This is a genomic window from Pantoea sp. ACRSC (assembly GCF_022346785.1).
In the GTDB taxonomy this organism is placed as follows: Bacteria; Pseudomonadota; Gammaproteobacteria; order Enterobacterales; family Enterobacteriaceae; genus Pantoea; species Pantoea alvi.
This window is the reverse complement of record NZ_JAKRNN010000010.1, coordinates 123615-149126: the sequence shown is the minus strand read 5'-3', so window position 1 is coordinate 149126 and position 25512 is coordinate 123615. Positions and strand designations below refer to the sequence as shown.

Annotated in this window: 29 protein-coding genes; 18 read left to right on the top strand and 11 right to left on the bottom strand. The window is 59.0% G+C overall.

All coding sequences use genetic code 11. The features are described from left to right. Positions 1 to 92: 92 nt before the first annotated feature. The 3 genes from nadE to MHZ97_RS12095 form a co-directional block, all read right to left on the bottom strand. On the bottom strand, positions 93 to 917 hold the full coding sequence (gene nadE, locus MHZ97_RS12105) for an ammonia-dependent NAD(+) synthetase (RefSeq protein ID WP_239314600.1): 825 nt from the start codon (positions 915 to 917) through the stop codon (positions 93 to 95). Positions 918 to 1043: 126 nt separating this feature from the next. Continuing rightward, positions 1044 to 2237, bottom strand: coding sequence for a multidrug effflux MFS transporter (locus MHZ97_RS12100; RefSeq protein WP_103795591.1), 1194 nt, complete (start codon positions 2235 to 2237; stop codon positions 1044 to 1046). After that, positions 2234 to 2821: a TetR/AcrR family transcriptional regulator gene (locus tag MHZ97_RS12095; protein WP_103795592.1), complete on the bottom strand. Its 588-nt coding sequence runs from the start codon at positions 2819 to 2821 to the stop codon at positions 2234 to 2236. The genes MHZ97_RS12100 and MHZ97_RS12095 overlap by 4 nt, the downstream gene beginning before the upstream one ends. Before the next feature lie 192 nt (positions 2822 to 3013). Between MHZ97_RS12095 and osmE the strand changes: the two genes are divergently transcribed. After that, positions 3014 to 3349 carry an osmotically-inducible lipoprotein OsmE gene (gene osmE / locus MHZ97_RS12090; RefSeq protein WP_103795593.1) on the top strand — a complete coding sequence of 112 codons (336 nt, stop codon included), beginning with the start codon at positions 3014 to 3016 and terminating at the stop codon, positions 3347 to 3349. A 66-nt stretch (positions 3350 to 3415) separates the two neighbouring features. Here osmE and MHZ97_RS12085 read toward each other — a convergent pair whose 3' ends face one another. The 6 genes from MHZ97_RS12085 to hxpB all read right to left on the bottom strand — a co-directional run bounded on the left by MHZ97_RS12085 (position 3416) and on the right by hxpB (position 8802). Then, positions 3416 to 3793 carry a DUF6515 family protein gene (locus tag MHZ97_RS12085; RefSeq protein ID WP_103795594.1) on the bottom strand — a complete coding sequence of 126 codons (378 nt, stop codon included), beginning with the start codon at positions 3791 to 3793 and terminating at the stop codon, positions 3416 to 3418. Between the two features lie 195 nt (positions 3794 to 3988). Continuing rightward, on the bottom strand, positions 3989 to 5380 hold the full coding sequence (locus tag MHZ97_RS12080; protein WP_103795595.1) for an L-cystine transporter: 1392 nt from the start codon (positions 5378 to 5380) through the stop codon (positions 3989 to 3991). A 154-nt stretch (positions 5381 to 5534) separates the two neighbouring features. Then, the gene (locus tag MHZ97_RS12075) at positions 5535 to 6125 is read right to left on the bottom strand and encodes a metal-dependent hydrolase (RefSeq protein ID WP_103795596.1); all 591 of its coding nucleotides are present in this window, start codon (positions 6123 to 6125) and stop codon (positions 5535 to 5537) included. Positions 6126 to 6311: 186 nt separating this feature from the next. Continuing rightward, a complete protein-coding gene (gene kduD, locus MHZ97_RS12070) occupies positions 6312 to 7073 on the bottom strand; it encodes a 2-dehydro-3-deoxy-D-gluconate 5-dehydrogenase KduD (RefSeq protein WP_103795597.1) in 762 nt (253 codons plus the stop codon). A 16-nt stretch (positions 7074 to 7089) separates the two neighbouring features. Further along, positions 7090 to 7926: a 5-dehydro-4-deoxy-D-glucuronate isomerase gene (kduI, locus tag MHZ97_RS12065; protein WP_103795598.1), complete on the bottom strand. Its 837-nt coding sequence runs from the start codon at positions 7924 to 7926 to the stop codon at positions 7090 to 7092. Between the two features lie 195 nt (positions 7927 to 8121). Then, positions 8122 to 8802 carry a hexitol phosphatase HxpB gene (gene hxpB / locus MHZ97_RS12060; protein ID WP_103795599.1) on the bottom strand — a complete coding sequence of 227 codons (681 nt, stop codon included), beginning with the start codon at positions 8800 to 8802 and terminating at the stop codon, positions 8122 to 8124. Positions 8803 to 8945: 143 nt separating this feature from the next. On the opposite strand from hxpB, the gene MHZ97_RS12055 reads away from it, so the two are divergent. Next, positions 8946 to 9482, top strand: coding sequence for a YniB family protein (locus MHZ97_RS12055; protein ID WP_103795600.1), 537 nt, complete (start codon positions 8946 to 8948; stop codon positions 9480 to 9482). 4 nt (positions 9483 to 9486) lie between these two features. On the opposite strand, the gene MHZ97_RS12050 is transcribed toward MHZ97_RS12055, so the two are convergent. Together MHZ97_RS12050 and ghoS are read right to left on the bottom strand one after the other, a co-directional pair. Then, positions 9487 to 10380 carry a fructosamine kinase family protein gene (locus tag MHZ97_RS12050; RefSeq protein ID WP_103795601.1) on the bottom strand — a complete coding sequence of 298 codons (894 nt, stop codon included), beginning with the start codon at positions 10378 to 10380 and terminating at the stop codon, positions 9487 to 9489. Positions 10381 to 10515: 135 nt separating this feature from the next. Beyond that, on the bottom strand, positions 10516 to 10806 hold the full coding sequence (gene ghoS, locus MHZ97_RS12045; RefSeq protein ID WP_239314601.1) for a type V toxin-antitoxin system endoribonuclease antitoxin GhoS: 291 nt from the start codon (positions 10804 to 10806) through the stop codon (positions 10516 to 10518). 354 nt (positions 10807 to 11160) lie between these two features. Here ghoS and MHZ97_RS12040 point away from each other — a divergent pair, with 354 nt between their 5' ends. From MHZ97_RS12040 to MHZ97_RS11965, 16 genes are all read left to right on the top strand, one after another. Further along, positions 11161 to 11922 carry a YdiY family protein gene (locus MHZ97_RS12040; RefSeq protein WP_103795603.1) on the top strand — a complete coding sequence of 254 codons (762 nt, stop codon included), beginning with the start codon at positions 11161 to 11163 and terminating at the stop codon, positions 11920 to 11922. A 238-nt stretch (positions 11923 to 12160) separates the two neighbouring features. Beyond that, positions 12161 to 14089, top strand: coding sequence for a threonine--tRNA ligase (gene thrS, locus MHZ97_RS12035; protein WP_103795604.1), 1929 nt, complete (start codon positions 12161 to 12163; stop codon positions 14087 to 14089). Positions 14090 to 14093: 4 nt separating this feature from the next. Further along, entirely contained in the window at positions 14094 to 14636 is a 543-nt protein-coding gene (infC, locus tag MHZ97_RS12030) for a translation initiation factor IF-3 (protein WP_033747527.1), read from the top strand. 99 nt (positions 14637 to 14735) lie between these two features. Further along, entirely contained in the window at positions 14736 to 14933 is a 198-nt protein-coding gene (gene rpmI, locus MHZ97_RS12025; protein WP_006118955.1) for a 50S ribosomal protein L35, read from the top strand. 98 nt (positions 14934 to 15031) lie between these two features. After that, positions 15032 to 15388: a 50S ribosomal protein L20 gene (gene rplT, locus MHZ97_RS12020; protein ID WP_010616241.1), complete on the top strand. Its 357-nt coding sequence runs from the start codon at positions 15032 to 15034 to the stop codon at positions 15386 to 15388. Between the two features lie 120 nt (positions 15389 to 15508). Further along, positions 15509 to 15553, top strand: coding sequence for a pheST operon leader peptide PheM (gene pheM / locus MHZ97_RS12015; protein WP_001386830.1), 45 nt, complete (start codon positions 15509 to 15511; stop codon positions 15551 to 15553). 141 nt (positions 15554 to 15694) lie between these two features. Then, the gene (gene pheS / locus MHZ97_RS12010) at positions 15695 to 16678 is read left to right on the top strand and encodes a phenylalanine--tRNA ligase subunit alpha (RefSeq protein WP_103795605.1); all 984 of its coding nucleotides are present in this window, start codon (positions 15695 to 15697) and stop codon (positions 16676 to 16678) included. A 14-nt stretch (positions 16679 to 16692) separates the two neighbouring features. Next, on the top strand, positions 16693 to 19080 hold the full coding sequence (gene pheT / locus MHZ97_RS12005; RefSeq protein ID WP_239314602.1) for a phenylalanine--tRNA ligase subunit beta: 2388 nt from the start codon (positions 16693 to 16695) through the stop codon (positions 19078 to 19080). Between the two features lie 4 nt (positions 19081 to 19084). Beyond that, entirely contained in the window at positions 19085 to 19387 is a 303-nt protein-coding gene (gene ihfA / locus MHZ97_RS12000; RefSeq protein ID WP_033747517.1) for an integration host factor subunit alpha, read from the top strand. A 214-nt stretch (positions 19388 to 19601) separates the two neighbouring features. Continuing rightward, entirely contained in the window at positions 19602 to 19946 is a 345-nt protein-coding gene (locus MHZ97_RS11995) for a DUF2502 domain-containing protein (protein ID WP_239314603.1), read from the top strand. 100 nt (positions 19947 to 20046) lie between these two features. Then, a complete protein-coding gene (gene btuC, locus MHZ97_RS11990; protein ID WP_103795608.1) occupies positions 20047 to 21030 on the top strand; it encodes a vitamin B12 ABC transporter permease BtuC in 984 nt (327 codons plus the stop codon). A 38-nt stretch (positions 21031 to 21068) separates the two neighbouring features. Further along, on the top strand, positions 21069 to 21614 hold the full coding sequence (locus MHZ97_RS11985) for a glutathione peroxidase (RefSeq protein WP_103795609.1): 546 nt from the start codon (positions 21069 to 21071) through the stop codon (positions 21612 to 21614). Further along, entirely contained in the window at positions 21615 to 22355 is a 741-nt protein-coding gene (gene btuD / locus MHZ97_RS11980; protein WP_239314604.1) for a vitamin B12 ABC transporter ATP-binding protein BtuD, read from the top strand. It begins immediately after the preceding gene. A gap of 71 nt (positions 22356 to 22426) precedes the next feature. Next, complete coding sequence (locus MHZ97_RS11975; protein WP_103795611.1) at positions 22427 to 22888, top strand: C40 family peptidase; 462 nt, start codon at positions 22427 to 22429, stop codon at positions 22886 to 22888. Between the two features lie 314 nt (positions 22889 to 23202). Continuing rightward, the gene (locus MHZ97_RS11970; protein ID WP_103795612.1) at positions 23203 to 23934 is read left to right on the top strand and encodes an EAL domain-containing protein; all 732 of its coding nucleotides are present in this window, start codon (positions 23203 to 23205) and stop codon (positions 23932 to 23934) included. 139 nt (positions 23935 to 24073) lie between these two features. Then, complete coding sequence (locus MHZ97_RS11965) at positions 24074 to 25510, top strand: YdiU family protein (protein ID WP_239314605.1); 1437 nt, start codon at positions 24074 to 24076, stop codon at positions 25508 to 25510. Positions 25511 to 25512 lie beyond the last annotated feature (2 nt).

Here is a 25512-nt window from a genome sequence, read left to right as displayed (position 1 = left end):
ATATCAGTCTGTACAGGCTTTCGCCAGCGGGTTAATCGGTGAACATCGGGGCGGGAAAAATTTCCCCTGCCGGGCAGCAGGGGAAAAGGGCGTTATTTCCAGAAGTCGTCAAACACCGTAATCGGCGGACGACGCTTGTGCTCGGTCTTCAGATACCAGTTTTCGATAATCTTCGCCGTTTCCGGGGCGACGCTTTTGCCTTCCAGATAGTCGTCGATCATCTCGTAGGTAACGCCAAGCGCCACTTCATCCTCCAGGCCGGGACGATCGTCTTCCAGATCCGCCGTCGGGCGTTTCAGGTAGAGGTGCTCTGGACAGCCCAGGGTTTTCAGCAGCAGTTTGCCCTGACGCTTGTTCAGGCGGAACAGCGGGTTGATGTCGGTGCCGCCGTCGCCATATTTAGTGAAGAAGCCGGTAACCGCCTCCGCCGCGTGGTCGGTGCCCACCACCAGGCCTTTTGTCATGCCGGCGATGCTGTACTGCGCCTTCATGCGTTCGCGCGCCTTCTCGTTGCCGCGCACGAAGTCAGAAAGCTCGACGCCCGCCTCTCTCAGAGCGCGTTCGCTGGCCAGCACCGACTCTTTGATATTGACCACCAGCGAGCGATCGGGCTGGATAAACGCCAGCGCGTCCTGACAATCCTGCTCGTCCGCCTGCACGCCGTAGGGCAGGCGCACGGCGATAAAGGCATAGGTGCTGTCGCCGCTCTCTTCGCGCAGTTCGCTGATGGCCAGCTGCGACAGTTTGCCCGCCAGCGTCGAGTCCTGACCGCCGCTGATGCCCAGCACCAGCGTCTTCAGAAACGGATTGCGCTTCAGGTAGCTTTTGAGGAAATCGACGCTGCGGCGGATTTCCTGCTGTGGGTCGATAACCGGGCTAACGCCAAGTGCTGTGATGATTTCCTGCTGCAGTGACATGAATCTCTCCTCAAGACAGTGGCCTGTCGGCCCATGCGAACCATCTATTAAAGCTAACGCGCATCGGCGAAAACAACAAGCCAAAGCGCCAGTTGTTTCCGGTTAACTGTTGCGATATCAGGCAGTTTACCCTCGCGGCGCCGGTTTCTGCGCCAGGAAGATAAACATCAGAATCGCCAGCATAAAGCAGCCGAAGATGGTGCCGGTCATGCTAAGCAGCGAGGTGCCGCCCAGCCCGGTGATCGGCACCGACACCGCGCCGAAGGAGAACATGCAGACGCCGATCACCGCCGAAGCGCTGCCGGCGCGATGGCCCTGGCTCTGCATCGCCAGCGACGAGGCGGTGGTGGCGATCACCCCGTTGCTCGCAATGGTGAAAAAGAGCGCGACCAGCACCAACGGCAGCGGCGCGGCGGTGAGACCCGCCAGCAGCAGCAGGCTGGAGGCGACAAACGCCAGCGTCAGGCCGCCCTTCAGCACCCGGTATTCGCCCCAGAGCGGACAGAGACGCGCGCTGGTCTGGGAGGCGATCACCAGCCCGATGCCGTTAGCGGCGAAGCAGAAGCTGAACGCCTGCGGCGACAGGCCGTAAATCTGCTGCAGCACGAAAGGCGACGCGCCGATATAGGCGAACATGCCGGACATCATAAACGCCTGCGTCAGGCAGAAGCCCATAAAGGGACGATGAGTGACCACCTGGCCCAGCGCCGCCCAGGCGGAGAAGACCGAGCCCTGGCTGCGGCGCTCGGGCGGCAGGGTTTCGTGCAGCTTCCAGCGCGCCAGCAGGATCAGCAGCAGCGCCGTCGCGCCCAGCACCAGGAAGATGCCGCGCCAGTTAAGCAGCGTCATTAGCGCGCCCCCCAGCACCGGCGCGCCAATCGGCGCCAGGCCGTTTACCAGCATCAGCAGCGCAAAGAAGCGCGTCAGCTCATGCCCGCTGTACATATCGCGCGCCACCGCACGCGACAGCACCGCGCCGCCCGCGCCCGCCAGCCCTTCGAACAGGCGGGCCAGCAGCAGCTGATGGATATCCTGCGCCAGCGCGCAGCCGACAGAGGCGATAAACAGCAGCACCAGCGACAGGGTAAGTGGGCGCAGGCGGCCGAACTTATCGCTCATCGGCCCAAACAGCAGCTGTCCGGCACCCAGGCCGAGCAGGCCGGCGGTGAGGCTGAGCTGCGCCGTCGCGGTTGAAGTTTGCAGATCGCGCGCCAGTTCAGGCAGCGCAGGCAGGTAGAGATCGATACAGAGCGGGCCGAGCGCCGCCAGCAGGCCCAGCGTGATGGCGTAGACCAGTCGGTTATTGCGTGCAGGTGTCATTTGTCCTCTGAGGGGTTGACTAAGTTATGGATCATTTGCGTATAGAGGGTATAGAGCAGTTCCGCCGACGCTTTCTGCGTCGTCAGGCGGCGAAAAGCGGTGCCTTCTATCAGCACCGCCAGCACCTCGACGCAGGCGGCGCGCTGCGGCTCGGTAAGGTGAGGGTAGTTCGCGCGCATTTTTTCACAGGCGTTGTGAAACAGGCGCGCCTCGGCGTTTTGCAGGATATCGCTGACGCGCGCATTGCGGCTCGCCTCGGCGGCGACCTCCAGCATCAGCATCTCATCCTCGTCGTTCAGGCTGTCGCGGCGGGCGATCATATCGGCGATATGGCTGGCGTCGCTCTGCGCGCTCATCGCCGCCACGCGGCCATCGACGATGCGCTTCACCATCTCTTCAATCAGCGCATCTTTGCTGGGAAAGTAGCGATAGATTTGCCCGACGCTCAGGCTGGCGGCGCTGGCGATCTGCGCCATGCTGGCGCCGTGGAAGCCTGACGAGCGAAAACAGCGGCGCGCCGCCGCGATGATCTCATCCTGGCGCGTGCGATGTCGCGCGTCGCGCGCTTCTCGCTGTTTGTTCATCCTGCCTCCGCAAAGTAGTTTTGAGAGTGCTTATTCTCGCGGCGGATTATACGGGGGGATCGCCTTAAGAACAGTTTTTTTACGCTAACCTGACGATTCAGACTCAACTTAAAAACGCGCCATAAAGTTGATTAATCTGCATTTCTGTTCCAGGCTTAAGCTTACATGGACAATACAACGAGGAACAACAAGATGAATAAAGCAATGGGATGTATCGCTGCGGCGCTGACGCTGGCCGCACTGTCTGGTTGTACGGCTTACGATCGTGCTGAGAGCTACGTAAGCAAGCCCGTAGTTAAGGATGTGAAAAAAGGGATGACGCGCGATCAGGTACGCCAGATTGCGGGTCCGGCCTCTACTGAGATCACCATGGTCCACGCGCGCGGCACCTGTCAGACCTATGTGCTGGGCGAGCGTAACGGCAAGCCGCAGACCTACTTTGTGAGCTACAGCGATACCGGCCGCGTGATGAACTACGGCTTCCAGAGCTGTGAAGAGTACGATACCGATCCGCAGGCTGCTAAATAAGCCGCGCACAACAGATTAGCAAAGCAAACGGCCCGTCAGTGACGGGCCGTTTTTCGTTTGGTCGGATTAAAGTCCCGCAGGGCGCGGCACCTCAATATAGTCGCCGTTGATCTCGCGCTGGTAGTAGTGACCCGCCTGCACGTAAAAACGACGGCCGTTAAAGTCGAGCACGCGCATCCCACCGTCTGGTTCGGCTGGCGGCTGCACCACCACGTAATTTTCGCCCTGACGCTGATAGTATGCGCCGTTGAGCATGTAGTAGGTCAGGCCGCCGATCAGCACGGCGGTTGCCGCTTCAGGCAGAAAGCGCAGCGGGCCTGGACCGCCCCAGCCGCGACCGTGGCCGTCCCAGTGCGGGCCGGGGCCCCAGCCGCCGGGGTGAGCAGAGACGAGCGCTGGCGATAACAGCGTTAACGCCAGCAGTGAGGCGATAACTTTTTTCATGGATTTTCTCCTGCGATAACTGCCTGAAGCATTCTCCTTTTCCGCTGCGAAAACAAGCGCCGGGGCGTGACTTTTGCCTCTCTTTACTACGCTTAACGCTTTCTTAACGACGTCGCCATAAAGGCGGCGGATTGTGAAGCGCAGGCATAAAAAAACCGGGCGCGATGGCCCGGTTTTATGCCGCAGAATCTGCGCTTAGCGGTGCGCCAGCTCTGCCTGTTCGTCGCTCTCCAGCACCGCTTTATCGGTCATACCGAGCCAGCGGCTGGTAAGGGAGCCCGCAGTCATTGAGCCGTTAACGTTTAGCGCGGTGCGGCCCATATCGATCAGCGGTTCGATCGAAATCAGCAGGGCGACCAGCGTGACCGGCAGGCCCATCGCCGGCAGCACGATCAGCGCGGCGAAAGTGGCGCCGCCGCCTACGCCCGCCACGCCAGCCGAGCTCAGCGTGACGATACCGACCAGCGTGGCGATCCAGACCGGATCGAACGGGTTGATACCCACGGTCGGCGCAACCATTACCGCCAGCATGGTCGGATAGAGGCCTGCGCAGCCATTCTGGCCGATAGTCGCGCCGAAAGAGGCGGAGAAGCTGGCGATCGACTCCGGCACGCCCAGGCGACGAGTCTGGGTTTCCACGTTAAGCGGAATACTCGCGGCGCTGGAGCGGCTGGTAAAGGCGAAGGTGATGACCGGCCAGACCTTGCGGAAGAAGCGCATTGGGTTGATGCCGTTGATCGACAGCAGCAGCGCGTGCACGCCGAACATAATCGCCAGGCCCAGGTAGGAGGCGACGACGAAGCCGCCCAGCTTAAGAATATCCTGCAGGTTGGAGCCGGCGACCACTTTGGTCATCAGCGCCAGCACGCCGTAGGGCGTCAGCTTCATGATCAGACGAACCAGCTTCATCACCCAGGACTGCAGGGTATCGATCGCCACCAGCACGCGCTGGCCTTTGGCCTGGTCATCTTTCAGCAGCTGCAGTGCCGCTACGCCGAGGAAGGCGGCGAAGATAACGACGCTGATGATTGAGGTCGGGCTGGCGCCGGTCAGATCGGCGAACGGATTTTTCGGCACAAAAGAGAGCAGCAGCTGCGGCACGGTGAGGTCCGCTACTTTGCCCGCGTAGTTGCTCTGAATCGCGGCAAGACGCGCGCTCTCCTGCGCGCCCTGAACCAGACCCTCGGCGCTGAGGTGGAACAGGCCGGTGACCAGCACGCCGACCAGCGCGGAGATCGCGGTGGTAAACAGCAGCACGCCGATGGTCAGCAGGCTGATTTTGCCCAGCGAAGAAGCGTTGTGCAGGCGCGCGACGGCGCTGAGGATCGAGGCGAACACCAGCGGCATCACAATCATTTGCAGCAGCTGCACGTAGCCGTTGCCCACGATATTGAACCAGCTGATTGAGGTTTTCAGCACCTCGCTCTGCGCGCCGTAAATGGTCTGCAGCGCCAGGCCGAACAGCACGCCGATCACCAGACCGACCAGTACCTTTTTCGACAGGCTCCAGCTATCACGGCCGAGGCGCGACAGCAGCAGCAGCAGCGCGACGAAGGCTGCAAGATTAAGAATCAGAGGTAGATCCATGTTGGCTCCCGAAAGACACATCCGGCGACAGCATGACGCCGGCGCGCCAGATAATGTGACGCACGAATTAAGTGGCGGTATGTTACCAGCTCACCTGAGCGTCGACTTATATCCAAATGGAATGGCTTATAACCAGACAGCGTTTTCTGCTGCTTTAATGCGCTTTTTGCGTAGAAATCAGGCGAGAGACGCCATTTTGTAGCGTATCAAACAGCTGAGTCGGCCAGCCGTTCGCACCAAAAGAGGGCGAGCCGGGGGGGAACCAGAGCGCGTAGCCTACCAGCACCAGGCAAAGGGTGCGCTCCAGCTGATTGCCTTTCTGGCTTCTGAGGATCGGCAGACGAAAGCGCCAGCGGCACGGCCACAGCAGCGGCACGCCGGCGGGGGTCAGCATATCCGCGACGATATGGCTGAGATAGCCCAGCGTCATGCCCTGCAGCACGTCGGCGGGCAGCAGCCAGTCGTCAGGTACGTTTATCTGAAACAGCCAGAGGCTGGCGGCCACCGCCAGCAGGCTATGGGTGAAGCCGCGGTGGCCAAAGGCGCGGGCGATCGGGTAGGAGAGCCACTTCAGCCGCTGGCCGAGCAGGGATTTTGGGTGATCGATATCGGGCAGCAGACAGGTGAGCAGCGAGGCGGAAATAAGGTGCCACCAGTCGGCCTGCGCCAGCACGGGCGTCAGCTCCGCGCGCTTGGCAAAAATAGCGGTGGCAATAGCAAAAATTACGTGGCCTTCGCCCGTCATGATAAAACCTGGCTGCAAACTGTCGATGCATCCAGTATAGGGATTTATCCAGTGAATGAGAAGTTGTGACGCTGTAACGAAGCGTGAATTTTTTAGCGAGACGGCGACTTCGCGCCGCCGTTTCGTCGGTTTTCTCCCCGACAGGGGGAGATCGCTCCTGGTTAACCTCTTCTGCGCCAGCCGGAACTAGCGCGCCAGCCAGCCGCCGTCGACCGCCAGCGTATAGCCGTTAACATAGTCAGAAGCTGAAGAGGCGAGGAAAACCACCGGGCCCATCATATCGTCCGGCACGCCCCAGCGCGCGGCGGGGATACGCCCGAGGATCTCGGCGCTGCGGCCTTCGTCGCTGCGCAGCTGCTCGGTATTGTTGGTCGCCATATAGCCCGGCGCAATAGCGTTAACGTTGATGCCGTGTTTCGCCCACTCGTTCGCCAGCAGCCGCGTCAGCCCCATCACCGCGCTTTTCGACGCCGTGTAGGAGGGAACGCGAATGCCGCCCTGGAACGAGAGCATTGAGGCGATATTAATAATCTTGCCGCCCTGGCCCTGCGCGATAAACTGGCGCGCCACCTGCTGCGACAGGAAAAAGACGCTTTTGCTGTTGATGTTCATAACGTCGTCCCAGTCCTGCTCGCTAAAGTTCAGCGCATCTTCGCGCCGGATAATGCCGGCGTTATTGACCAGAATGTCGATTCTACCCGCGGCGGCGACCGCTTTTTCCACTACGCCTGCCACCTGCTCGCTGCGGATAAGATCCGCCTGCAGCGACCAGAAGCGGCGGCCAAGCGCTTCAACGCGCTGCTGGGTGTCCATCGGGTCTTCGCGGTTGACGCCAATGATGTCGCAGCCGGCCTGCGCCAGCCCCAGCGCCATGCCCTGGCCGAGCCCGGTGTTGCAGCCGGTAACCAGCGCGATTTTACCTTCCAGATTAAATGCGTTGAGTATCATATGAGCGCCTCCTTTATTAGCGCAGATCGCGGATGTTGACATGATCCATGTCGTCGAATACCTGGTTCTCGCCGACCATGCCCCAGATAAAGGTGTAGCGTTCGGTGCCGACGCCGGCGTGAATCGACCAGCTGGGAGAGATAACCGCCTGTTCGTTATGCACCAGCAGATGACGCGTCTCCTGCGGCTGGCCCATCATATGAAACACCGCGCTGTCCGGGTTCATATCGAAGTAGAAATAGACCTCCATCCGGCGTTCGTGGGTGTGGCACGGCATGGTGTTCCACAGGTTGCCTTCGTCCAGGCGGGTCAGCCCCATGGTGAGCTGGCAGGTCGGCAGCACATCCGGCACCAGATATTTATTGATGGTGCGGCGGTTTGAGGTGGCCGCATCGCCCAGCGTGGTGCGAACCGCCTCCTCTTTGCCGACTTTTTTATCGGGAAAGCGGCTGTGGGCGGGCGCGCTGTTGAAATAAAATTTGGCCGGTCGGGAGGCGTCGCTGCTGCAAAAGCGCAGCGTCTGGGCGCCTTTGCCGACGTAAAGCGCCTCTTCCGGGCCAATCTCCCAGAGTTTGCCGTCTACCTCGATGGTGCCCGGCCCGCCGATATTGATGACGCCCAGCTCGCGGCGCTCCAGAAAATAGCTGACGCCGAGCTGCTTGCCCATCTCGTTGCCGAAGGTAACGCCGTCGGCGACCGGCATCACGCCGCCGATAATAATGCGGTCGATATGGCTGTAGGTGAGCGTATAGCGGTCGGCTTCGAAAATTTTCTCAATTAAAAATTCGCGGCGCAGCGCGGCGGTGTCGAGCTGGCGGGCATGCTCGCTATGAATACTTTGACGAACGTCCATTCTGGTCCCCTCTGGCGAAACAGGTCGATGTGCCCCGCAGGGCGTCTCAGGGCATCTTATGAGGAGTGGGCAAGCAATTCAATAAAAATGAAACGCTGTTTTATTTATTGCGATGGGGATCATGCCGTCAGAAAAAACCCGCCGAAGGCGGGTCAGAGTAGAGAGAGGGGGCATCGGCCTGTCGGCGCGCGTCCGCTAGTGGGCAACGTCGCCCAGCAGGTGCGCGGCGGTTAACTGGGTCAGGTCGTCCAGCTTGACGTCTGCCAGCGACCAGCGTGCATCCTCACGCAGCGCAGCGGGCGGCACCACTACGGAGCGCATCCGCGCCGCTTTGGTGGCGATCATGCCGTTAACCGAATCCTCCAGCGTGACGCAGTTAAGGGGATCGATGCCCAGCTGTGCGGCAGCGTCGAGATAGACCTGCGGATGGGGCTTGCTGTAGGGCAGTGCTTCAGCGGAGACCAGCACGTCAAAATAGTCGCGCAGGTCAAACAGCGCCAGCACGCGCTCCAGCATCATCAGCGGCGAGGCGGAGACCAGACCGGTTTTCAGGCCGCGCTCCCGACAGAGCTGCAGCGCCTGCTTCACCCCGGGCAGCAGCGGCCGCTGCTCCTCAATCAGCGCCAGCGCGCGGGCGATAATGCGCGCCGTGACCGTCTGCCGATCCGGGCCTGACCAGGGCAGAATTTCATACCACATGCGCACCACCTGATCGATGCGCAGGCCCAGCGTGTCAGGCAGCTCGCTGCGGCGCGACAGGTCGACGTTCAGCGTGGCGAAAATATCCAGTTCTGCTCGATCCCACAGCGGTTCGGAGTCGATTATCAGGCCATCCATATCGAACAGGGCGGCATAAACGGGGCGGGTATAACTCATCGGCTGGCTCCTTAGCGAATTTGCGCTACCTTATCATGGGGCGGCGCCCGCCGCGAAAGTGGTGCAGGCGGCGCTTTTTACGGGAAATAAAAACCACAGGCAGGTAGACTGGCTGCAAACTGGATTCAGGTACAGGAGATACCATGACTTATCAACAGGCTGGCCGCATCGCCATCCTTAAGCGAGTGGCTGGCTGGGCGATTTTTTTGCTCGCGCTGTTGTCGACCGTGATTTCAGTGCTGGGCTTTATGTTCAGGCACAGTGAAAAACAGCCGGGCATCGACGCCGTTATGCTCGACTTTGTCCATGTGATTGTCGATATGATCCGCTTTAATACGCCGTTCCTCGGCTTCTTCTGGCGTAACTCGCCGGTGCCGGAGTTTAACGGCCAGATGAATATCGGCTTCTGGATTATCTATATTCTGATATTCGTTGGTCTGGCGCTGGAAGCGTCCGGTTCGCGCATGGCGCGTCAGGTGCGTCACATTAAAGAGGGAATCGAAGATCAGCTGATTCTGGAGCAGGCGCGCGGCGACGCCGCCCGTACGCGCCAGCAGCTGGAAGAGAAAATCCGCGTGCCGCACCACACGATTTTCCTGCAGATTTTTCCGCTCTATATCCTGCCGGTGGTGATCGCCGTCGCCGGCTATTTCGCGCTGTCGCTGCTCGGCTTTCTGTAACGGGTCAGGCCGGTCTGGCCTGACGCTGCGCCAGCGCGTCCTCTTCCAGCAGGCGCGCAACCGCAAACCGCGCCTCGCTGAGCCAGCTGCCGCCAAAAACGTTGGCGCGGTTAAGCAGGTAGTAGAGCTGATAGACCGGCTGGCGCTGCGAGAAGCCGTCGGGCAGCGGCCAGACCGACTGATAGCCTTCATAAATTTGACGCGGCAGATCGGGAAACCAGCCGAGCATCGCCAGATCGCATTCGCGGTCGCCCCAGTAACAGGCGGGATCAAACAGCCACGGGCCGCTGGCGCTGCCGGCGCAGTTGGCCGGCCAGAGATCGCCATGCAGCAGGGAAGGCTGCGGCTGGTGCGTGGCCAGCGCGCGCTGCACGCAGTTAACAATCTCTTCCGTATTGCCGTAGGCGATGCCTTTCTCTTCTGCCAGCTGAAGCTGCCAGCCGATGCGCTGTTCCGCAAAGAAAAACGACCAGCGGCGCAGCCAGCTGTTGGGCTGCGGCGTGGTGGTAATATTGTTATCGAAGTCGAGGCCGAACTGCGCCTGTTCGCTCCACTGGTGCAGCCGCGCCAGCTGCTGGCCCAGCTGGAAGGCGTTCTCCGCATCCAGCGGCTGCGGCGCAATATATTCCAGTAGCAGAAAGCTCTGATCGCGATGGTGCCCGACGCCGTAAACCGCCGGCACGCGGACGCTTTGGGTGCGCGCCAGCAGCGCCAGCTGATCGGCTTCCCAGGTGAAAAGGGTGAGCATGTCACGGCTGTTGCACTTCATAAAGACGTCATGCTCGCCATAGCGAAGACGCCAGGCGGGATGCACATCTCCGCCGGGGAGTTCATGGCGTTCGGTAATTTCGGCATGGCCAAACTGTTCGCTTAACAAACGACTAATAGCGTTCCACATTGGGCGATCCTCTTTTAACCTGTCAGGCTGCGATGTCAGTCAGAGTGGTCTGCGACATAAAAACGATTGTACCGTCTCTTTATCGCTGAAAACCCGCGCTTGCGCACAGCTTACCGGAACGGATGGCGAGTGCGGTCAGGGCGTTGCGTCGCGTAAAAACGCCTCCAGCGTCGTGACAGCGACCTCGGGCTGCTGGTGCAGCACGCTTTCGCCTGCGGCGACGGCCTGACGCTGCAGATCCTCTGGCGACAGGGCGCTGACCAGGCCAAAGCTGTTGGTGCCCAGCTCGTGCGGGTGGCCCTGGTCATCGTTAAGCGTGGTGCTGAAGCCCGCGGCGATCATGGCGCTGTTAAGCGCCTGAATATCGCCCAGGCCCGATTCCTGATAGTGAAATGTGACAATGTAACGCTTGAGATCGTCGCTCATGTTTCACCTCTGTGCGGCATGACTGTGCACAGCGTAGACCATAGTGAAAAATTGCGCGAATAATGAACAGGATAAAGCCGTTATTCAGGACAGACATAAAAGTAAACCTGGGTAAAGCCGCTGACGCGCCGTTCAGAAAAATCTTGTAGTATCTCCGCTGCGTTTTGTTCGATCCCGATCTGTAATGCGCCTCGTTAATCGGAAAAGTCCCAATAATCAGGCGGGATCGCGCGGAAAATGCATGTTTCGGGCTGGTTAATACTTTTTTACAATACTTACCGTAAATTGCATTGATTGGCCGGCAAAACGCTTCACACTCACTCTTTTTTAAACTGTCGTACGGGTCACATATAAATGAAAGTGCTTCATAAGCTCTCAGCTGTTCTTTTGCTTTCAGCCGGCGCGTTTTGCCATCAGGCATTGGCTGACAACACCGTTTTTACCGCGATGGACGATCCTTCAACGGCGAAAAAACCGTTCGACGGCAGCGCCTCCGCAGGCTATCTGGCGCAGACTGGTAACACCACCAGCTCCTCGCTGACGGCGCAAACCAATATGACGTGGTATCAGAGCGCCATGGCTTACAGCCTGTGGGGCAACGCGGCGAACACCTCCTCTAACGATGAGCGCTCATCTGAAACCTACAGCATCGGCGGCCGTTCGCGCTACAACCTCAACAGCTTCGACTACCTGTTTGGTCAGGCGAGCTGGCTGAGCGACCGCTTTAACGGCTACGATTCGCGCGATGTGCTTACCGCCGGTTACGGTCGTCAGATCCTGAGCGGGCCGATCCATTCGCTGCGTGCGGAATTTGGTCCGGGCGTGCGCTATGACGATTTCCACGACGGCGGCAGCGAAACCAAAGCGCTGGGCTACGGCGCGCTGAGCTACCAGTGGCAGCTCACCGACAACACCAAATTTATTCAGGGCGTGTCGGTGCTGAGCAGCTTCGGCGAAGACACCACCGTCAACTCGGAAACCGGCCTGCAGGTTGGCATCAACGATCACTTCGCGCTGAAGCTGGCGTACAACGTGACCTGGAATAACAACCCGCCAGAGTCCGCGCCCGATCGCACCGATACCAAAACCAGCATTATGCTGACCTACGCGATGTAATTCGTGGCGTCATCGCTTCCTGACCGCAGCCTGGCTGCGGTTTTTTTTCGTCTGTTCCTCAACTTAGCCGCAGGGGGACGGGTTTTGCTCACCGCGCAAAGCTGTTATCATCTGCGGCGCACTACAATTCCCGGCGTCATTCCGACAATGTGGGTCTGACATCGCGCCGGGCAATCACTTCTACTCAATGTTGTATGTAAGCTTTCGTGTGGCTTACCACTGCAATTAAGGATATTAAATGCCTGTAATTACTCTTCCTGATGGCAGCCAGCGCAGCTATGACCGCGCGGTAAGCGTGATGGATATTGCGCTGGACATCGGTCCTGGCCTGGCGAAAGCCTGCATTGCCGGACGCGTCAACGGGCAGCTGGTGGATGCGGTCGATCCCATCACCGAAGATGCCTCCGTCGCCATCATTACCGCTAAAGATGAAGCGGGTCTGGAAATTATTCGCCACTCCTGCGCGCATCTGCTGGGGCACGCTATCAAACAGCTGTGGCCCAATACGAAAATGGCGATCGGTCCGGTTATCGACAACGGCTTCTATTATGACGTTGATCTCGATCATACCCTGACGCAGGAAGATATCGACGCGCTGGAAAAACGCATGCACCAGCTGGCTGAAACCAACTACGACGTGGTGAAAAAGGTCGTTAGCTGGCAGCAGGCGCGCGACGTGTTCGCCGAGCGCGGCGAGAGCTATAAGATGGCTATTCTGGATGAGAACATCAGCCACGACGACCAGCCGGGCCTCTATCATCACGAAGAATATATCGACATGTGCCGCGGGCCGCACGTGCCGAATATGCGTTTTTGCCACCACTTCAAGCTGCAGAAAATCGCGGGTGCCTACTGGCGCGGCGACAGCAACAATAAAATGCTGCAGCGCATCTACGGCACCGCCTGGGCAGACAAGAAGCAGCTCAACGCCTACCTGCAGCGTCTGGAAGAGGCGGCGAAGCGCGACCACCGTAAGATCGGCAAGCAGCTCGACCTCTACCATATGCAGGAAGAGGCGCCGGGTATGGTTTTCTGGCATAATGACGGCTGGACCATCTTCCGCGAGCTGGAAGTGTTCGTGCGCAGCAAGCTGAAAGAGTACCAGTACCAGGAAGTGAAAGGTCCCTTTATGATGGACCGCGTGCTGTGGGAAAAAACCGGGCACTGGGAAAACTACAAAGAGGCGATGTTCACGACCTCTTCAGAAAACCGTGAATACTGCATCAAACCGATGAACTGTCCGGGGCACGTGCAGATCTTTAATCAGGGTCTGAAGTCCTACCGCGATCTGCCGCTGCGCATGGCGGAGTTCGGCAGCTGTCACCGCAACGAGCCGTCTGGCGCGCTGCATGGCCTGATGCGCGTTCGCGGCTTCACTCAGGATGACGCCCACGTCTTCTGTACTGAAGATCAGGTGCGCGACGAAGTGAACAGCTGTATTCGCATGGTCTATGACATGTACAGCACCTTCGGCTTTGAAAAGATCGTGGTGAAGCTCTCCACGCGTCCTGAGAAGCGTATCGGCACTGATGAAATGTGGGACCGCGCGGAAGAAGATTTAGCCGCTGCGCTGAATGAAAACGACATTCCGTTTGAATTCCAGCCCGGAGAAGGGGCATTCTACGGTCCGAAAATCGAATTTACGTTGTATGACTGTCTCGATCGCGCCTGGCAGTGCGGCACAGTTCAGCTAGACTTTTCCCTGCCAAAACGTCTGGACGCCACCTATGTGGGCGAAAACAACGACCGTCAGACGCCGGTAATGATTCATCGCGCCATTCTTGGCTCGATGGAGCGCTTTATCGGTATTCTGACCGAAGAGTTCGCTGGGTTCTTCCCGACCTGGCTGGCGCCAATGCAGGCGGTGGTAATGAATATCACCGATGCGCAGGCAGAATATGTCGACATGTTGACACGCAAATTGCAGAATGCTGGCATTCGTGTGAAAGCAGACTTGAGAAACGAGAAGATAGGCTTTAAAATCCGCGAGCACACATTACGTCGCGTCCCTTATATGCTGGTTTGCGGTGACAAAGAGGTGGAAGCAGGCAAAGTAGCCGTTCGCACCCGCCGCGGTAAAGACCTCGGGACGATGGATGTCGATGTGTTTGTTGAGAAGCTGCAACAAGAGATTCGCAGCCGCAATCTTCACCAATTAGAGGAATAAGGTTATTAAAGGCGGAAAACGAGTACAACCGACGCGTCCGAATCGAATCAACGGTGAAATCCGTGCCACTGAAGTACGCTTGACTGGCGTGGATGGCGAACAGATTGGTATTGTCAGCCTTCGCGAAGCTATTGAAAAAGCTGAAGAAGCGGGCGTTGATTTAGTAGAAATCAGCCCCAACGCCGAACCGCCGGTGTGCCGTATTATGGATTACGGCAAGTTCCTTTATGAAAAAAGCAAATCTTCTAAGGAACAGAAGAAGAAGCAGAAAGTTATCCAGGTTAAGGAAATCAAATTCCGTCCTGGCACAGATGAAGGCGACTATCAGGTAAAACTCCGCAGCCTGATTCGTTTTCTGGAAGAAGGCGATAAAGCCAAAATCACGCTGCGTTTCCGCGGTCGTGAGATGGCGCACCAACAGATCGGTATTGAAGTGCTTAACCGCGTGAAAGAAGATCTGACAGAACTGGCAGTAGTCGAATCCTTCCCATCGAAGATCGAAGGCCGCCAGATGATTATGGTGCTCGCTCCCAAGAAGAAACAGTAGGCTTTCAAGTAACATTGACCGCGCAGCGTTCGCGCTGTGCGGCTCTTTGTTCGCCTGTCTGATTCGTTTTATTAACAATGCGAAGTGGATATTTTTAAAATGCCAAAGATTAAAACTGTACGTGGCGCGGCTAAGCGCTTCAAGAAGACCGCTTCTGGCGGTTTCAAGCGTAAGCACGCAAACCTGCGTCATATTCTGACTAAAAAATCAACTAAGCGTAAACGTCACCTGCGCCCGAAAGGCATGGTGTCTAAAGGCGATCTGGGTCTGGTTGTTGCCTGCCTGCCGTACGCATAAGTTAACTTTTTTATAAATCTGCCTCGACGTTTCTGCATTACGGCCCCATGCCGGCAGGGAATACAGGCATCACAGAATATTGATACAGGAGAGCTCACATGGCTCGCGTAAAACGTGGTGTAATTGCTCGCGCACGTCACAAAAAAATCTTAAAACAAGCTAAAGGCTACTATGGTGCACGTTCACGTGTTTACCGCGTTGCCTTCCAGGCTGTTATCAAAGCTGGTCAGTATGCTTACCGCGACCGTCGTCAACGTAAGCGTCAGTTCCGTCAACTGTGGATTGCGCGTATCAACGCTGCAGCGCGTCAGAACGGCATCTCTTACAGCCGTTTCATCAATGGCCTGAAAAAAGCGTCCATTGAAATTGACCGTAAAATCCTGGCTGACATCGCTGTATTCGACAAAGTGGCGTTCACCGCACTGGTCGAAAAAGCAAAATCAGCTCTGGCGTAAGTCAGATGAAAAAGGGAGCTTGCTCCCTTTTTTATTGCCTGTAACTCAAGCAAAAGATTGACATTTTCACCGCAGGGCTTTTCAATAGTGCCCTCAGAGTCACAGCAAGGTAACGCAAGCATGAACGCTGCTATTTTCCGTTTCTTTTTTTACTTTAGCACCTGAAACTCAGGGGCTTTTGCGCATAGAAAAGAAACGAAAAATCGCGCCGAAAGCCTCCCTCGTGGAGGCTTTCGTGTTTCTGGCGAAGCATGACGGCAACGTCCCAACGAGAACAGACCAGCCCGCCTGGAAGAAGAGGAAACCATGTCCCAACTCGCAGAACTGGTGGCTCGCGCCACAGCCGCTATCGACGAGGCGACAGATATCGCCACCCTTGACGCGGTGCGCGTCGAATATACCGGTAAAAAAGGCCACCTGACGCAGCTGATGACGACGCTGCGCGAGCTGCCGCCGGAAGAGCGTCCGGCTGCGGGCGCGGTGATCAATGAGGCCAAGCAGCAGGTGCAGGAGCGCCTTAACGCGCGCAAAGAGTCGCTGGAGTCCGCCGCGCTCAACGCCCGCCTGGCCGCTGAGACTATCGACGTTTCGCTACCGGGACGCCGCATGGAAAACGGTGGGCTGCATCCGGTCACGCGCACCATCGATCGCATCGAAACCTTCTTCGGCGAACTGGGCTTTGCGGTGGTGACCGGCCCGGAGATCGAGGATGACTATCACAACTTCGACGCGCTGAATATTCCGGGCCACCACCCGGCGCGCGCCGATCACGACACCTTCTGGTTCGACGCCACGCGCCTGCTGCGCACTCAGACCTCTGGCGTGCAGATCCGCACCATGAAAAACCAGCAGCCGCCGATTCGCATCATTGCGCCGGGCCGCGTCTATCGCAACGACTACGACCAGACGCATACCCCGATGTTCCATCAGATGGAAGGGCTGATCGTCGACAAGAACATCAGCTTCACCAACCTGAAGGGCACGCTGCACGACTTCCTGCGCAACTTCTTTGAGGAAGATTTGCAGATCCGTTTCCGTCCTTCCTACTTCCCGTTCACCGAACCTTCGGCGGAAGTGGACGTGATGGGCAAAAACGGCAAATGGCTGGAAGTGCTGGGCTGCGGCATGGTGCATCCGAACGTATTACGCAACGTCGGCATCGATCCGGAAATCTACTCTGGCTTCGCCTTCGGCATGGGCATGGAGCGTCTCACCATGCTGCGCTACGGCGTCACCGACTTGCGCGCCTTCTTCGAAAATGACTTACGTTTCCTCAAACAATTTAAATAAGGGCAGGTTATCCAATGAAATTCAGTGAACTCTGGTTACGCGAATGGGTAAACCCGGCTCTGGACAGCGCTGCCCTTTCTGAACAGATCACCATGGCCGGTCTGGAAGTGGACGGCGTTGAGCCGGTTGCCGGCGCGTTTCACGGCGTAGTGGTCGGCGAAGTTGTGGAGTGCGGTCAGCACCCTAACGCCGACAAGCTGCGCGTCACCAAGGTCAACGTCGGCGGCGATCGCCTGCTGGATATCGTCTGCGGCGCGCCGAACTGCCGTCAGGGTCTCAAGGTGGCGGTCGCCACCGTGGGCGCAGTGCTGCCGGGCGACTTTAAGATCAAAGCGGCTAAGCTGCGCGGCGAGCCGTCGGAGGGCATGCTCTGCTCTTTCTCCGAGCTGGGCATTTCCGACGATCACAACGGCATTATCGAGCTGCCGGGCGATGCGCCGGTAGGCAGCGATATCCGCGACTACCTGAAGCTGAACGACAACACCATTGAGATCAGCGTCACGCCGAACCGCGCCGACTGCCTGGGCATTATCGGCATCGCGCGTGATGTGGCGGTGCTGAACAGCCTGCCGCTCACCGCGCCGGCGATCGAGCCGGTAGCCGCCACCATTGGCGACACCTTCCCGATCCGCGTTGACGCGACCAACGCCTGCCCGCGCTACCTGGGCCGCGTGGTGAAAGGCATCAACGTCAAAGCCGCTACGCCGCTCTGGATGCGTGAAAAGCTGCGCCGCTGCGGCATTCGCTCTATCGATCCGGTGGTGGATATCACCAACTACGTGCTGCTTGAGCTGGGCCAGCCGATGCACGCCTTCGACCTCGACCGCATCGACGGCGGCATCGTGGTGCGCATGGCGGAAGAGGGTGAAACCCTGACGCTGCTCGACGGTAGCGAAGCAAAACTCAGCAGCGACACGCTGGTGATCGCCGATCACCATAAAGCGCTGGCGATGGGCGGTATCTTCGGCGGCGAGCATTCCGGCGTGAACGAAGAGACGCAGAACATTCTGTTTGAGTGCGCCTGGTTCGATCCGCTGGCGATTGTCGGCCGCGCGCGCCGTCACGGCCTGCACACCGACGCCTCACACCGCTACGAGCGCGGCGTTGATCCGACGATGCAGTATCAGGCTATCGAGCGCGCGACCCAGCTGCTGCTGGAAATTTGTGGCGGTGAGGCTGGCCCGGTTATCGACCAGACGCACGAGGCCGCGCTGCCGCAGCGTGCCACCATCACGCTGCGCCGCGAGAAGCTGGATCGCCTGATTGGCCATGCCGTTGCCGATGAGCAGGTCACCGACATCCTGACGCGTCTTGGCTGTGACGTGACGGCAGGTCAGGGGGAGTGGAAAGCGGTGGCACCAGGCTGGCGCTTCGACATGGCGATCGAAGAGGATCTGATTGAAGAGGTCGCGCGCGTCTACGGCTATAACAATATCCCGGACGTGCCGGTGCAGGCAGCTCTGGTGATGACGCAGCACCGCGAGGCGGATCTGTCGCTGAAGCGTGCCAAAACCCTGCTGGTGGATAAAGGCTACCAGGAAGCGATCACCTACAGCTTTGTCGACCCGAAAATCCAGCAGCTGCTGCATCCGGGCGAAGAGGCGCTGATCCTGCCAAGCCCGATCTCCAGCGATATGTCGGCGATGCGCCTGTCGCTGTGGACCGGCCTGCTGAGCGCGGTGGTCTACAACCAGAACCGCCAGCAGGGCCGCGTACGCCTGTTTGAGAGCGGTTTACGCTTTGTACCTGATACCCAGGCGAATTTAGGTATCCGTCAGGATCTTATGCTGGCGGGCGTGCTGAGCGGTAACCGCAATGAAGAGCACTGGGATCTGGCGCGTCAGGCGGTTGACTTCTATGATTTGAAAGGCGATTTAGAATCGCTGCTCGATTTAACCGGCAAGCTGGACGAGATTCGCTTCCGTGCCGAAGCGAATCCGGCGCTGCATCCGGGGCAGAGCGCGGCGATTTATTTGCATGATGAACGAATCGGATTTATCGGAGTAGTTCATCCCGAGCTGGAACGTAAGCTGGATCTCAACGGCCGCACCTTAGTCTTTGAACTGCTTTGGAATAAGGTCGCAGACCGCGTCCTGCCTGAAGCGCGCGAGATTTCACGCTTCCCGGCGAACCGTCGCGATATCGCTGTGGTCGTGGCTGAAAACGTCCCTGCAGCAGATATCATCGCCGAGTGTAAGAAAGTTGGCGTAAATCAGGTAGTTGGCGTAAACTTGTTTGACGTGTACCGCGGTAAGGGCGTTGAAGAGGGTTTCAAGAGCCTCGCCATCAGCCTGATTTTGCAGGATACCAGCCGGACACTCGAAGAAGAGGAGATTGCCGCGACCGTTGGCAAATGTGTTGCGGCATTAAAAGAGCGATTCCAGGCAACCTTGAGGGATTGAACCTATGGCGCTTACAAAAGCTGAAATGTCAGAGTACCTGTTTGAGAAGCTTGGGCTGAGCAAACGCGACGCAAAAGAGCTAGTGGAGCTGTTTTTTGAAGAGGTTCGCCGCGCTCTGGAGAATGGTGAACAGGTAAAACTGTCTGGGTTTGGTAATTTCGACCTGCGCGATAAAAATCAGCGTCCAGGCAGGAATCCAAAAACGGGGGAAGATATTCCAATTACCGCGCGCCGCGTGGTAACGTTCCGCCCGGGTCAGAAGCTGAAAAGCCGCGTCGAAAACGCTTCTCCGAAAGATAACGACTGACCGATTTCAGTGTTCTAAAAAGGCCGCTTATGCGGCCTTTTTCATTGCCTTTCACCGCAGCGTCGCGCGCCTTTTCCTCTTTCTGCCGAATCCCTTCATTGTGTCAGCATTCTGTAAGCTTACGGGAAATAAGCTGAAAATCCGCCTGCGCCGATAGTGACGGCCAGGACGCTTTTGCTATAACTGCGGCGACAGACAACAAGAGAGTCCCGTAATGAAAAAAACCGCACTGCTTTTAAGCCTCCTGCTGGGGATGCCGCTGCTGGCGAGCGCGAATGCGCCACACCCTGATACTGCGCCGGGCGTCAGCGCCCATATTGGCGATCGCGACCATCGCGGCAACTACTGGGACGGCTACAGCTGGCGCACCGCGAAATGGTGGCAGGCGCACCACGGCCGCAGCGTCGGACTAAAAGGGCCGCACGGCTACTGGAACGGTAACGGCTGGCAGGCGCAGCGCCCCGGGCACGGCAGGGCGACGGCAAAGGGCGATAATGCGTCGCACAACAGCCGTCAGCCGCACGGCGAGCCGCTGCCGCCGCGTCCGGACCACAGCTAACCCTCTCTGCGGCGCCCGTGGGCGCCGCCTACGTCAGCCTTTCTTTTTCCGCCAATCTCTCTACAATCAAATCTCTGTTTTCTCAGCGAATCCCCAAATTATGTCCCTGCTGGATCAGCTTGCTTATCAGGCGGATCGCCGCAGTCGTCGCGTGCTTACGGCGCTCGGTCTGGTTCTGCTGGCGTTAATGGTGCTTAGCCTCTGTGCGGGCGACAGCTGGATCGCGCCAGCCCAGTGGTCAGGCGACAGCGGCCGGCTGTTCGTCTGGCAGCTGCGCCTGCCGCGCACCCTGGCGGTGGTGCTGGTCGGCGCGGCGCTGGCGGTCTGCGGCGTAGTGATGCAGGCGCTGTTTACCAATCCGCTGGCGGAACCGGGCCTGCTCGGCGTCTCTAACGGCGCCGGCATCGGGCTGGTGCTGGGCGTGCTGTTCGGCAGCGGCTCACTCTGGAGCCTGAGCCTGGCGGCGATGGCGGGCGCGCTGCTTATTACCCTGATCCTGCTGCATTTCGCGCACCGACAGCTCTCCGTCACCCGGCTGCTGCTTACCGGCGTGGCGCTCGGCATTATCTGCAGCGCCATTATGACCTGGGCGGTCTACTTCAGCACCAGCCTGGATCTGCGTCAGCTGATGTACTGGATGATGGGCGGCTTTAGCGGCATCGACTGGCGCTACGGCTGGATGATGCTGGCGCTGCTGCCGGTTACCGCTGGGCTGCTCGCCACGGCGCGCGTGCTTAATTTGCTGGCGCTTGGCGAAACCTCGGCGCAGCAGCTGGGCCTGTCGCTCTTTTTCTGGCGCAATGCGCTGGTGCTGGCGATGGGGTGGCTGGTGGGCGTCAGCGTCGCGATGGCGGGCGCTATCGGCTTTGTCGGCCTGGTGATCCCACACCTGCTGCGCCTTAGCGGCATCAGCGACCATCGCTATCTGCTGCCTGCGTCAGCGCTGGCGGGCGCGGCGGTGCTGCTCGCCGCCGACATTATTGCGCGCCTGGCGCTTACCGCGGCGGAGCTGCCGATAGGGGTCGTGACCGCCACGCTCGGCGCGCCGCTGTTTATTGCGCTGTTAGTCAAATCTTCGCGCTAGCTTCGGCTGGCTTTCTGCTTCCTCTACAGGAGACTTTTATGAGCCTTTATCAAACTGAACTGATGACCATCGACGGTGAGAAAACCACGCTGGAAAAGTGGCAGGGCAAGGTGCTGCTGGTGGTTAACGTGGCGTCGAAGTGCGGCCTTACGCCGCAGTATGAGCAGCTGGAAGCGCTGCAGCAGCAGTATCAGGCGCAGGGCTTCAGCGTGCTCGGCTTTCCCTGCAACCAGTTTCTTGAGCAGGAGCCGGGCAGCAACGAAGAGATCAAAACGTTTTGCAGCACCACCTACGGCGTCACCTTTCCCATGCTGGCCAAAGGGGAGGTCAACGGTCCGGCGCGCCATCCGCTCTATACGCAGCTGATCGCGGCGCAGCCGGAGGCGGTGCGCCCGGAAGGCAGCGGCTTCTACGAGCGCATGGCGAGCAAAGGCCGCGCGCCCAAAGCGCCTGGCGATATTTTGTGGAACTTCGAAAAATTCCTGATTAACCGTCAGGGCGAGGTAGTGAAGCGTTTCGCGCCGGATATGACGCCGGACGACGCCGTTATCCAGCAGAGCATTCAGCAGGCGCTGGCGCAGTAAATGGTTCTGAGCCTGAAAGGTGCCGCCGTGCCTGGCCGGCTGGCGCCTTTTTCCGCCGAGGTGGAAAAAGGCACGCTGCTGCACCTGGTCGGGCCTAACGGCGCGGGCAAAAGCAGCCTGCTGGCGCTGATGGCGGGCATGCTGTCGGGCGAAGGGGAGATCCAGCTTCTGCAGCGCCCGCTGCGCGAATGGCGCGCGCCGGCGCTGGCGCGGGTGCGCGCCTGGCTGCCGCAGCAGGCAGCGCCGGGCCTGATGCCGGTCTATCACTATTTGCGCCTGCACCTCAGCGACGCGCGGTCGCCAGCGGCCCTGAGCGGCCTGCTGGAGACGCTGCGGCTGCAGGATAAGCTGGCGCGGCCGCTGACGCAGCTGTCGGGCGGCGAGTGGCAGCGCGTCAGGCTGGCGGCCGCCTTCGCTCAGATCGATCCCGCGCTTAATCCACAGGGGCGCCTGCTGCTGCTGGACGAGCCGATGACCGGGCTGGATATCGCCCAGCAAAACGCCGTACATAACCTGATTATCGGGCTGCTGCGCGCCGGGGTCTGCGTTATCGCCAGCAGCCACGATCTTAACCATACGCTGCGCCATGCCGACCGCGTCTGGCTGATGGCGCAGGGCAGCGTGGTGGCGCAGGGTGCGGCTGCGGCAATCCTCACTCCTGAGCGCCTCAGCGAGCTCTATGCGATTCCGTTTCGCCAGCTGGAGCTGGACGGGCTGCCCCTGCTGACCGTTCAGCCCTGAGCGCCGCATCTTGCCACGCTGCGCGCCTGACGCTAGAGTGAGGCCGTTGCGATTAAAGGAGATGCGCGCGAATGCGGATGGGGGTGATTTTACTGGTGCTGATTCTGGCGGGATGCAGCAGCCATCGCGCGCCGCCGGTGAACGGCCGGCTGGCGGATTCAATTATGGTAGTGGCGCAGCTCAATGAGCAGCTGGGAGAGTGGCGCGGCACGCCCTATCGCTACGGCGGCATGAGCCGCGGCGGCGTCGACTGCTCGGGCTTCGTCTATCTCACCATGCGCGACCGGTTCGATCTGCAGCTGCCGCGCAGCACGCGGGCGCAGAGCGATATCGGCACGCGCATCAGCAAGGATGAGCTGCAGCCGGGCGACCTGGTATTTTTCAAAACCGGCCGCGGTGAAAACGGCCTGCACGTCGGCATCTATGACAGCGACAACGCCTTTATTCACGCCTCTACCAGCCAGGGGGTGATCCGCTCCTCGCTCGACAACGTCTACTGGCGCAAAGCCTTCTGGCAGGCGCGCCGCATTTAAGGCAAATTAATAATCGCCCCAATCGGCGCGCGCGCGAATTGCAGAAAAAATAGCGCCGGGGAAACGGTCATTTTATAACTCTTATTTTAAATGGCACTTTACGCTGCCGGGAAATAATTATATCAATAAGGCAGAGAGTCAATTTTCTGGTAAAGGGTATTAAACGCTACCGTTATTTGGCTTAGGGATCTGGCGCAGCGGGCAAAGCGAAATTTAACGGCAAAGATGTCCATCTCTTCCCACGTTTGGTACTATTGCCTGCCCGATTTCGATGATATACGATGCGCCAGTCGCCACTTTATCTGGCTGTAAAAATGAAAGTTCATTTATCTGCCGACTATCAGTCGGAAATTTGGTTTTATCCTGCCTGCACAATTAGCGGGCAGCTGGCGGCCGTCGAGCTGGTAAGTCAGTTCGTCCACAGCAGTGCGCCTGTTACTCTGCCGCAGGATCTGCTGTTGCCGCAGCTCGATGAGATGCAGAGGCTGCGCCTGCTGCAGCGGCAGGTAGCCGTGCTGGAACAGTACCGCGACTTCTTCGTTAAAAATCATGTACTGGCATTAATGCGTATTGATGAAAACATGGCGCGCACGCTGCTGGCGAGTGAATTGCTGATCCGTAAAATTAAACAGCTTCCGTTTTTATTACTCGACATCAGCGAAACGTTTCAGCAGCTTTTAAACGGAATTAATGACCCTCTTATTTTTGCGCTAAAACAACAGTTCCGTTTATCATTATCCCATTTCGGTGCGGGTAAATCTTCGACCCGCGCGGTCTATGATAATCTGTTCGACTGCATCAAACTGGATAAACAATTTATTCAGTCGCTGGCGAAACGCGCCTCATTCCTGCCGTTTATTCAGAGCATTATCGATAACTTCCGCAGCCACGCGCAGATGATGATTATTTGCGGCATCGATGACAGAACGCTGCTCGACAAAACCGCCACGCTGCAGGACGCCGTGCTGCAGGGCGCGCTGTTCCCGCCGGTCAAAGCGGAGGCGCTGCCGCGGCTTATTACCAGTCAGTACTGCGCGCCTGATTAAGCCCGCCTGTTGTATTTGATTTCTCGCCACTATACTTGCGGTGTCTCGCGCGGCCGCGTCCACGGCGAGACGGCCCGATATCCGGTTATTCACAGCGACGGCGGCTCTGGCTCTGCCGGGCTGCCGCTCGGGAGAGTCTATGTTGTTTGATAACAGCTGGCAGCGCGAGCTGCCGGGTTTCTATACCGCTCAGGCGCCGACGCCGCTCAGGGGCGGACGCCTGTTTTATCACAATGCGCCGCTGGCGCAGGAGCTGGGCGTGGATGCCGCGCTTTTCGCCGGCGAAGGCCATGGCGTCTGGCACGGCGCCGCGCTGCTGCCGGGCATGCAGCCGCTGGCGCAGGTCTACAGCGGACATCAGTTCGGCGTCTGGGCTGGACAGCTTGGCGACGGGCGCGGCATTCTGCTGGGCGAGCAGCGCCTCGACGCGGGCGGCAAGGTTGACTGGCACCTGAAAGGGGCCGGGCTTACTCCTTATTCGCGTATGGGCGACGGACGCGCGGTGGTCCGCTCCACGGTGCGTGAATTTCTCGCCTCGGAAGCGCTGCACCATCTGGGCATTCCCACCACGCGCGCGCTCGCTATCGCCATCAGCGACGAGCCGGTCTATCGCGAATCCCCCGAGCGCGGCGCGACCCTGATGCGCATTGCGGAAAGCCATCTGCGCTTCGGCCACTTTGAGCACTTCTTCTACAGCCAGCAGCAGGACAAGGTCGAGCAGCTGGCGGACTATGCGCTGCGCCACCACTGGCCGCAGCTGGTCGACGAAGCGGATAAATACCTGCTGTGGTTTACCGACGTCGTCGAGCGCACCGCGCGCCTGATCGCCCAGTGGCAAAGCGTAGGTTTTGCGCACGGCGTGATGAACACCGATAACATGTCGCTGCTGGGGCTGACCATCGACTATGGCCCTTACGGTTTCCTTGATGACTATCAGCCCGGCTTTATCTGCAACCACAGCGATTACCAGGGGCGCTACAGCTTTGAAAATCAGCCGACGATCGGCCTGTGGAATCTTAACCGGCTGGCGCATGCGCTTTCCGGGCTACTGAGCGTCGAGCAGCTTAAGCAAGCGCTGAGCCGCTACGAGCCGGAGCTGATGCGCGTCTGGGGCGAACGGATGCGGGCGAAACTGGGCTTTACCCAGGCTGACGACGGCGATAACGCGCTGCTGGTGGAGCTGCTGTCGCTAATGGCGCAGGAGCGCAGCGATTACACCCTGACGTTCCGCCTGCTGAGCGAAACGCAGCAGCAGGAGGCACGCTCGCCGCTGCGCGACGAATTTATGGATCGCGACGCTTTTGACCGCTGGTATCAGCGCTATCGCGCACGTCTGCTGCAGGAAGGGGTAGACGATGCGACGCGCCAACAGCAGATGAAGGCCGCGAATCCGGCGCTGGTTTTACGCAACTACCTGGCGCAGCAGGCGATCGACGGAGCAGAGAAGGGCGAGAGCGAGGCGCTGGCGCGGCTGCATCAGGCGCTGCAGCAGCCCTTTAGTGACGCAACGGCCGCTGAATATCGTCAGCGGCCGCCGGACTGGGGTAAATCGCTGGAGGTAAGCTGCTCCAGCTAACG

Coding starts and splice junctions, on each gene's coding strand:
- MHZ97_RS11975 (WP_103795611.1), top strand. CDS start 22,427: ATGCGGATGGGGGTGATTTTACTGGTGCTGATTCTGGCGGGATGCAGC.
- MHZ97_RS11970 (WP_103795612.1), top strand. CDS start 23,203: ATGAAAGTTCATTTATCTGCCGACTATCAGTCGGAAATTTGGTTTTAT.
- rpmI (WP_006118955.1), top strand. CDS start 14,736: ATGCCAAAGATTAAAACTGTACGTGGCGCGGCTAAGCGCTTCAAGAAG.
- pheS (WP_103795605.1), top strand. CDS start 15,695: ATGTCCCAACTCGCAGAACTGGTGGCTCGCGCCACAGCCGCTATCGAC.
- MHZ97_RS12050 (WP_103795601.1), bottom strand. CDS start 10,380: ATGTGGAACGCTATTAGTCGTTTGTTAAGCGAACAGTTTGGCCATGCC.
- MHZ97_RS12055 (WP_103795600.1), top strand. CDS start 8,946: ATGACTTATCAACAGGCTGGCCGCATCGCCATCCTTAAGCGAGTGGCT.
- btuC (WP_103795608.1), top strand. CDS start 20,047: ATGTCCCTGCTGGATCAGCTTGCTTATCAGGCGGATCGCCGCAGTCGT.
- nadE (WP_239314600.1), bottom strand. CDS start 917: ATGTCACTGCAGCAGGAAATCATCACAGCACTTGGCGTTAGCCCGGTT.
- MHZ97_RS12075 (WP_103795596.1), bottom strand. CDS start 6,125: ATGACGGGCGAAGGCCACGTAATTTTTGCTATTGCCACCGCTATTTTT.
- kduD (WP_103795597.1), bottom strand. CDS start 7,073: ATGATACTCAACGCATTTAATCTGGAAGGTAAAATCGCGCTGGTTACC.
- MHZ97_RS11995 (WP_239314603.1), top strand. CDS start 19,602: ATGAAAAAAACCGCACTGCTTTTAAGCCTCCTGCTGGGGATGCCGCTG.
- ghoS (WP_239314601.1), bottom strand. CDS start 10,806: ATGAGCGACGATCTCAAGCGTTACATTGTCACATTTCACTATCAGGAA.
- MHZ97_RS12085 (WP_103795594.1), bottom strand. CDS start 3,793: ATGAAAAAAGTTATCGCCTCACTGCTGGCGTTAACGCTGTTATCGCCA.
- MHZ97_RS12095 (WP_103795592.1), bottom strand. CDS start 2,821: ATGAACAAACAGCGAGAAGCGCGCGACGCGCGACATCGCACGCGCCAG.
- MHZ97_RS12080 (WP_103795595.1), bottom strand. CDS start 5,380: ATGGATCTACCTCTGATTCTTAATCTTGCAGCCTTCGTCGCGCTGCTG.
- MHZ97_RS12040 (WP_103795603.1), top strand. CDS start 11,161: ATGAAAGTGCTTCATAAGCTCTCAGCTGTTCTTTTGCTTTCAGCCGGC.
- thrS (WP_103795604.1), top strand. CDS start 12,161: ATGCCTGTAATTACTCTTCCTGATGGCAGCCAGCGCAGCTATGACCGC.
- pheT (WP_239314602.1), top strand. CDS start 16,693: ATGAAATTCAGTGAACTCTGGTTACGCGAATGGGTAAACCCGGCTCTG.
- hxpB (WP_103795599.1), bottom strand. CDS start 8,802: ATGAGTTATACCCGCCCCGTTTATGCCGCCCTGTTCGATATGGATGGC.
- btuD (WP_239314604.1), top strand. CDS start 21,615: ATGGTTCTGAGCCTGAAAGGTGCCGCCGTGCCTGGCCGGCTGGCGCCT.
- ihfA (WP_033747517.1), top strand. CDS start 19,085: ATGGCGCTTACAAAAGCTGAAATGTCAGAGTACCTGTTTGAGAAGCTT.
- MHZ97_RS12100 (WP_103795591.1), bottom strand. CDS start 2,237: ATGACACCTGCACGCAATAACCGACTGGTCTACGCCATCACGCTGGGC.
- rplT (WP_010616241.1), top strand. CDS start 15,032: ATGGCTCGCGTAAAACGTGGTGTAATTGCTCGCGCACGTCACAAAAAA.
- MHZ97_RS11965 (WP_239314605.1), top strand. CDS start 24,074: ATGTTGTTTGATAACAGCTGGCAGCGCGAGCTGCCGGGTTTCTATACC.
- osmE (WP_103795593.1), top strand. CDS start 3,014: ATGAATAAAGCAATGGGATGTATCGCTGCGGCGCTGACGCTGGCCGCA.
- MHZ97_RS11985 (WP_103795609.1), top strand. CDS start 21,069: ATGAGCCTTTATCAAACTGAACTGATGACCATCGACGGTGAGAAAACC.
- kduI (WP_103795598.1), bottom strand. CDS start 7,926: ATGGACGTTCGTCAAAGTATTCATAGCGAGCATGCCCGCCAGCTCGAC.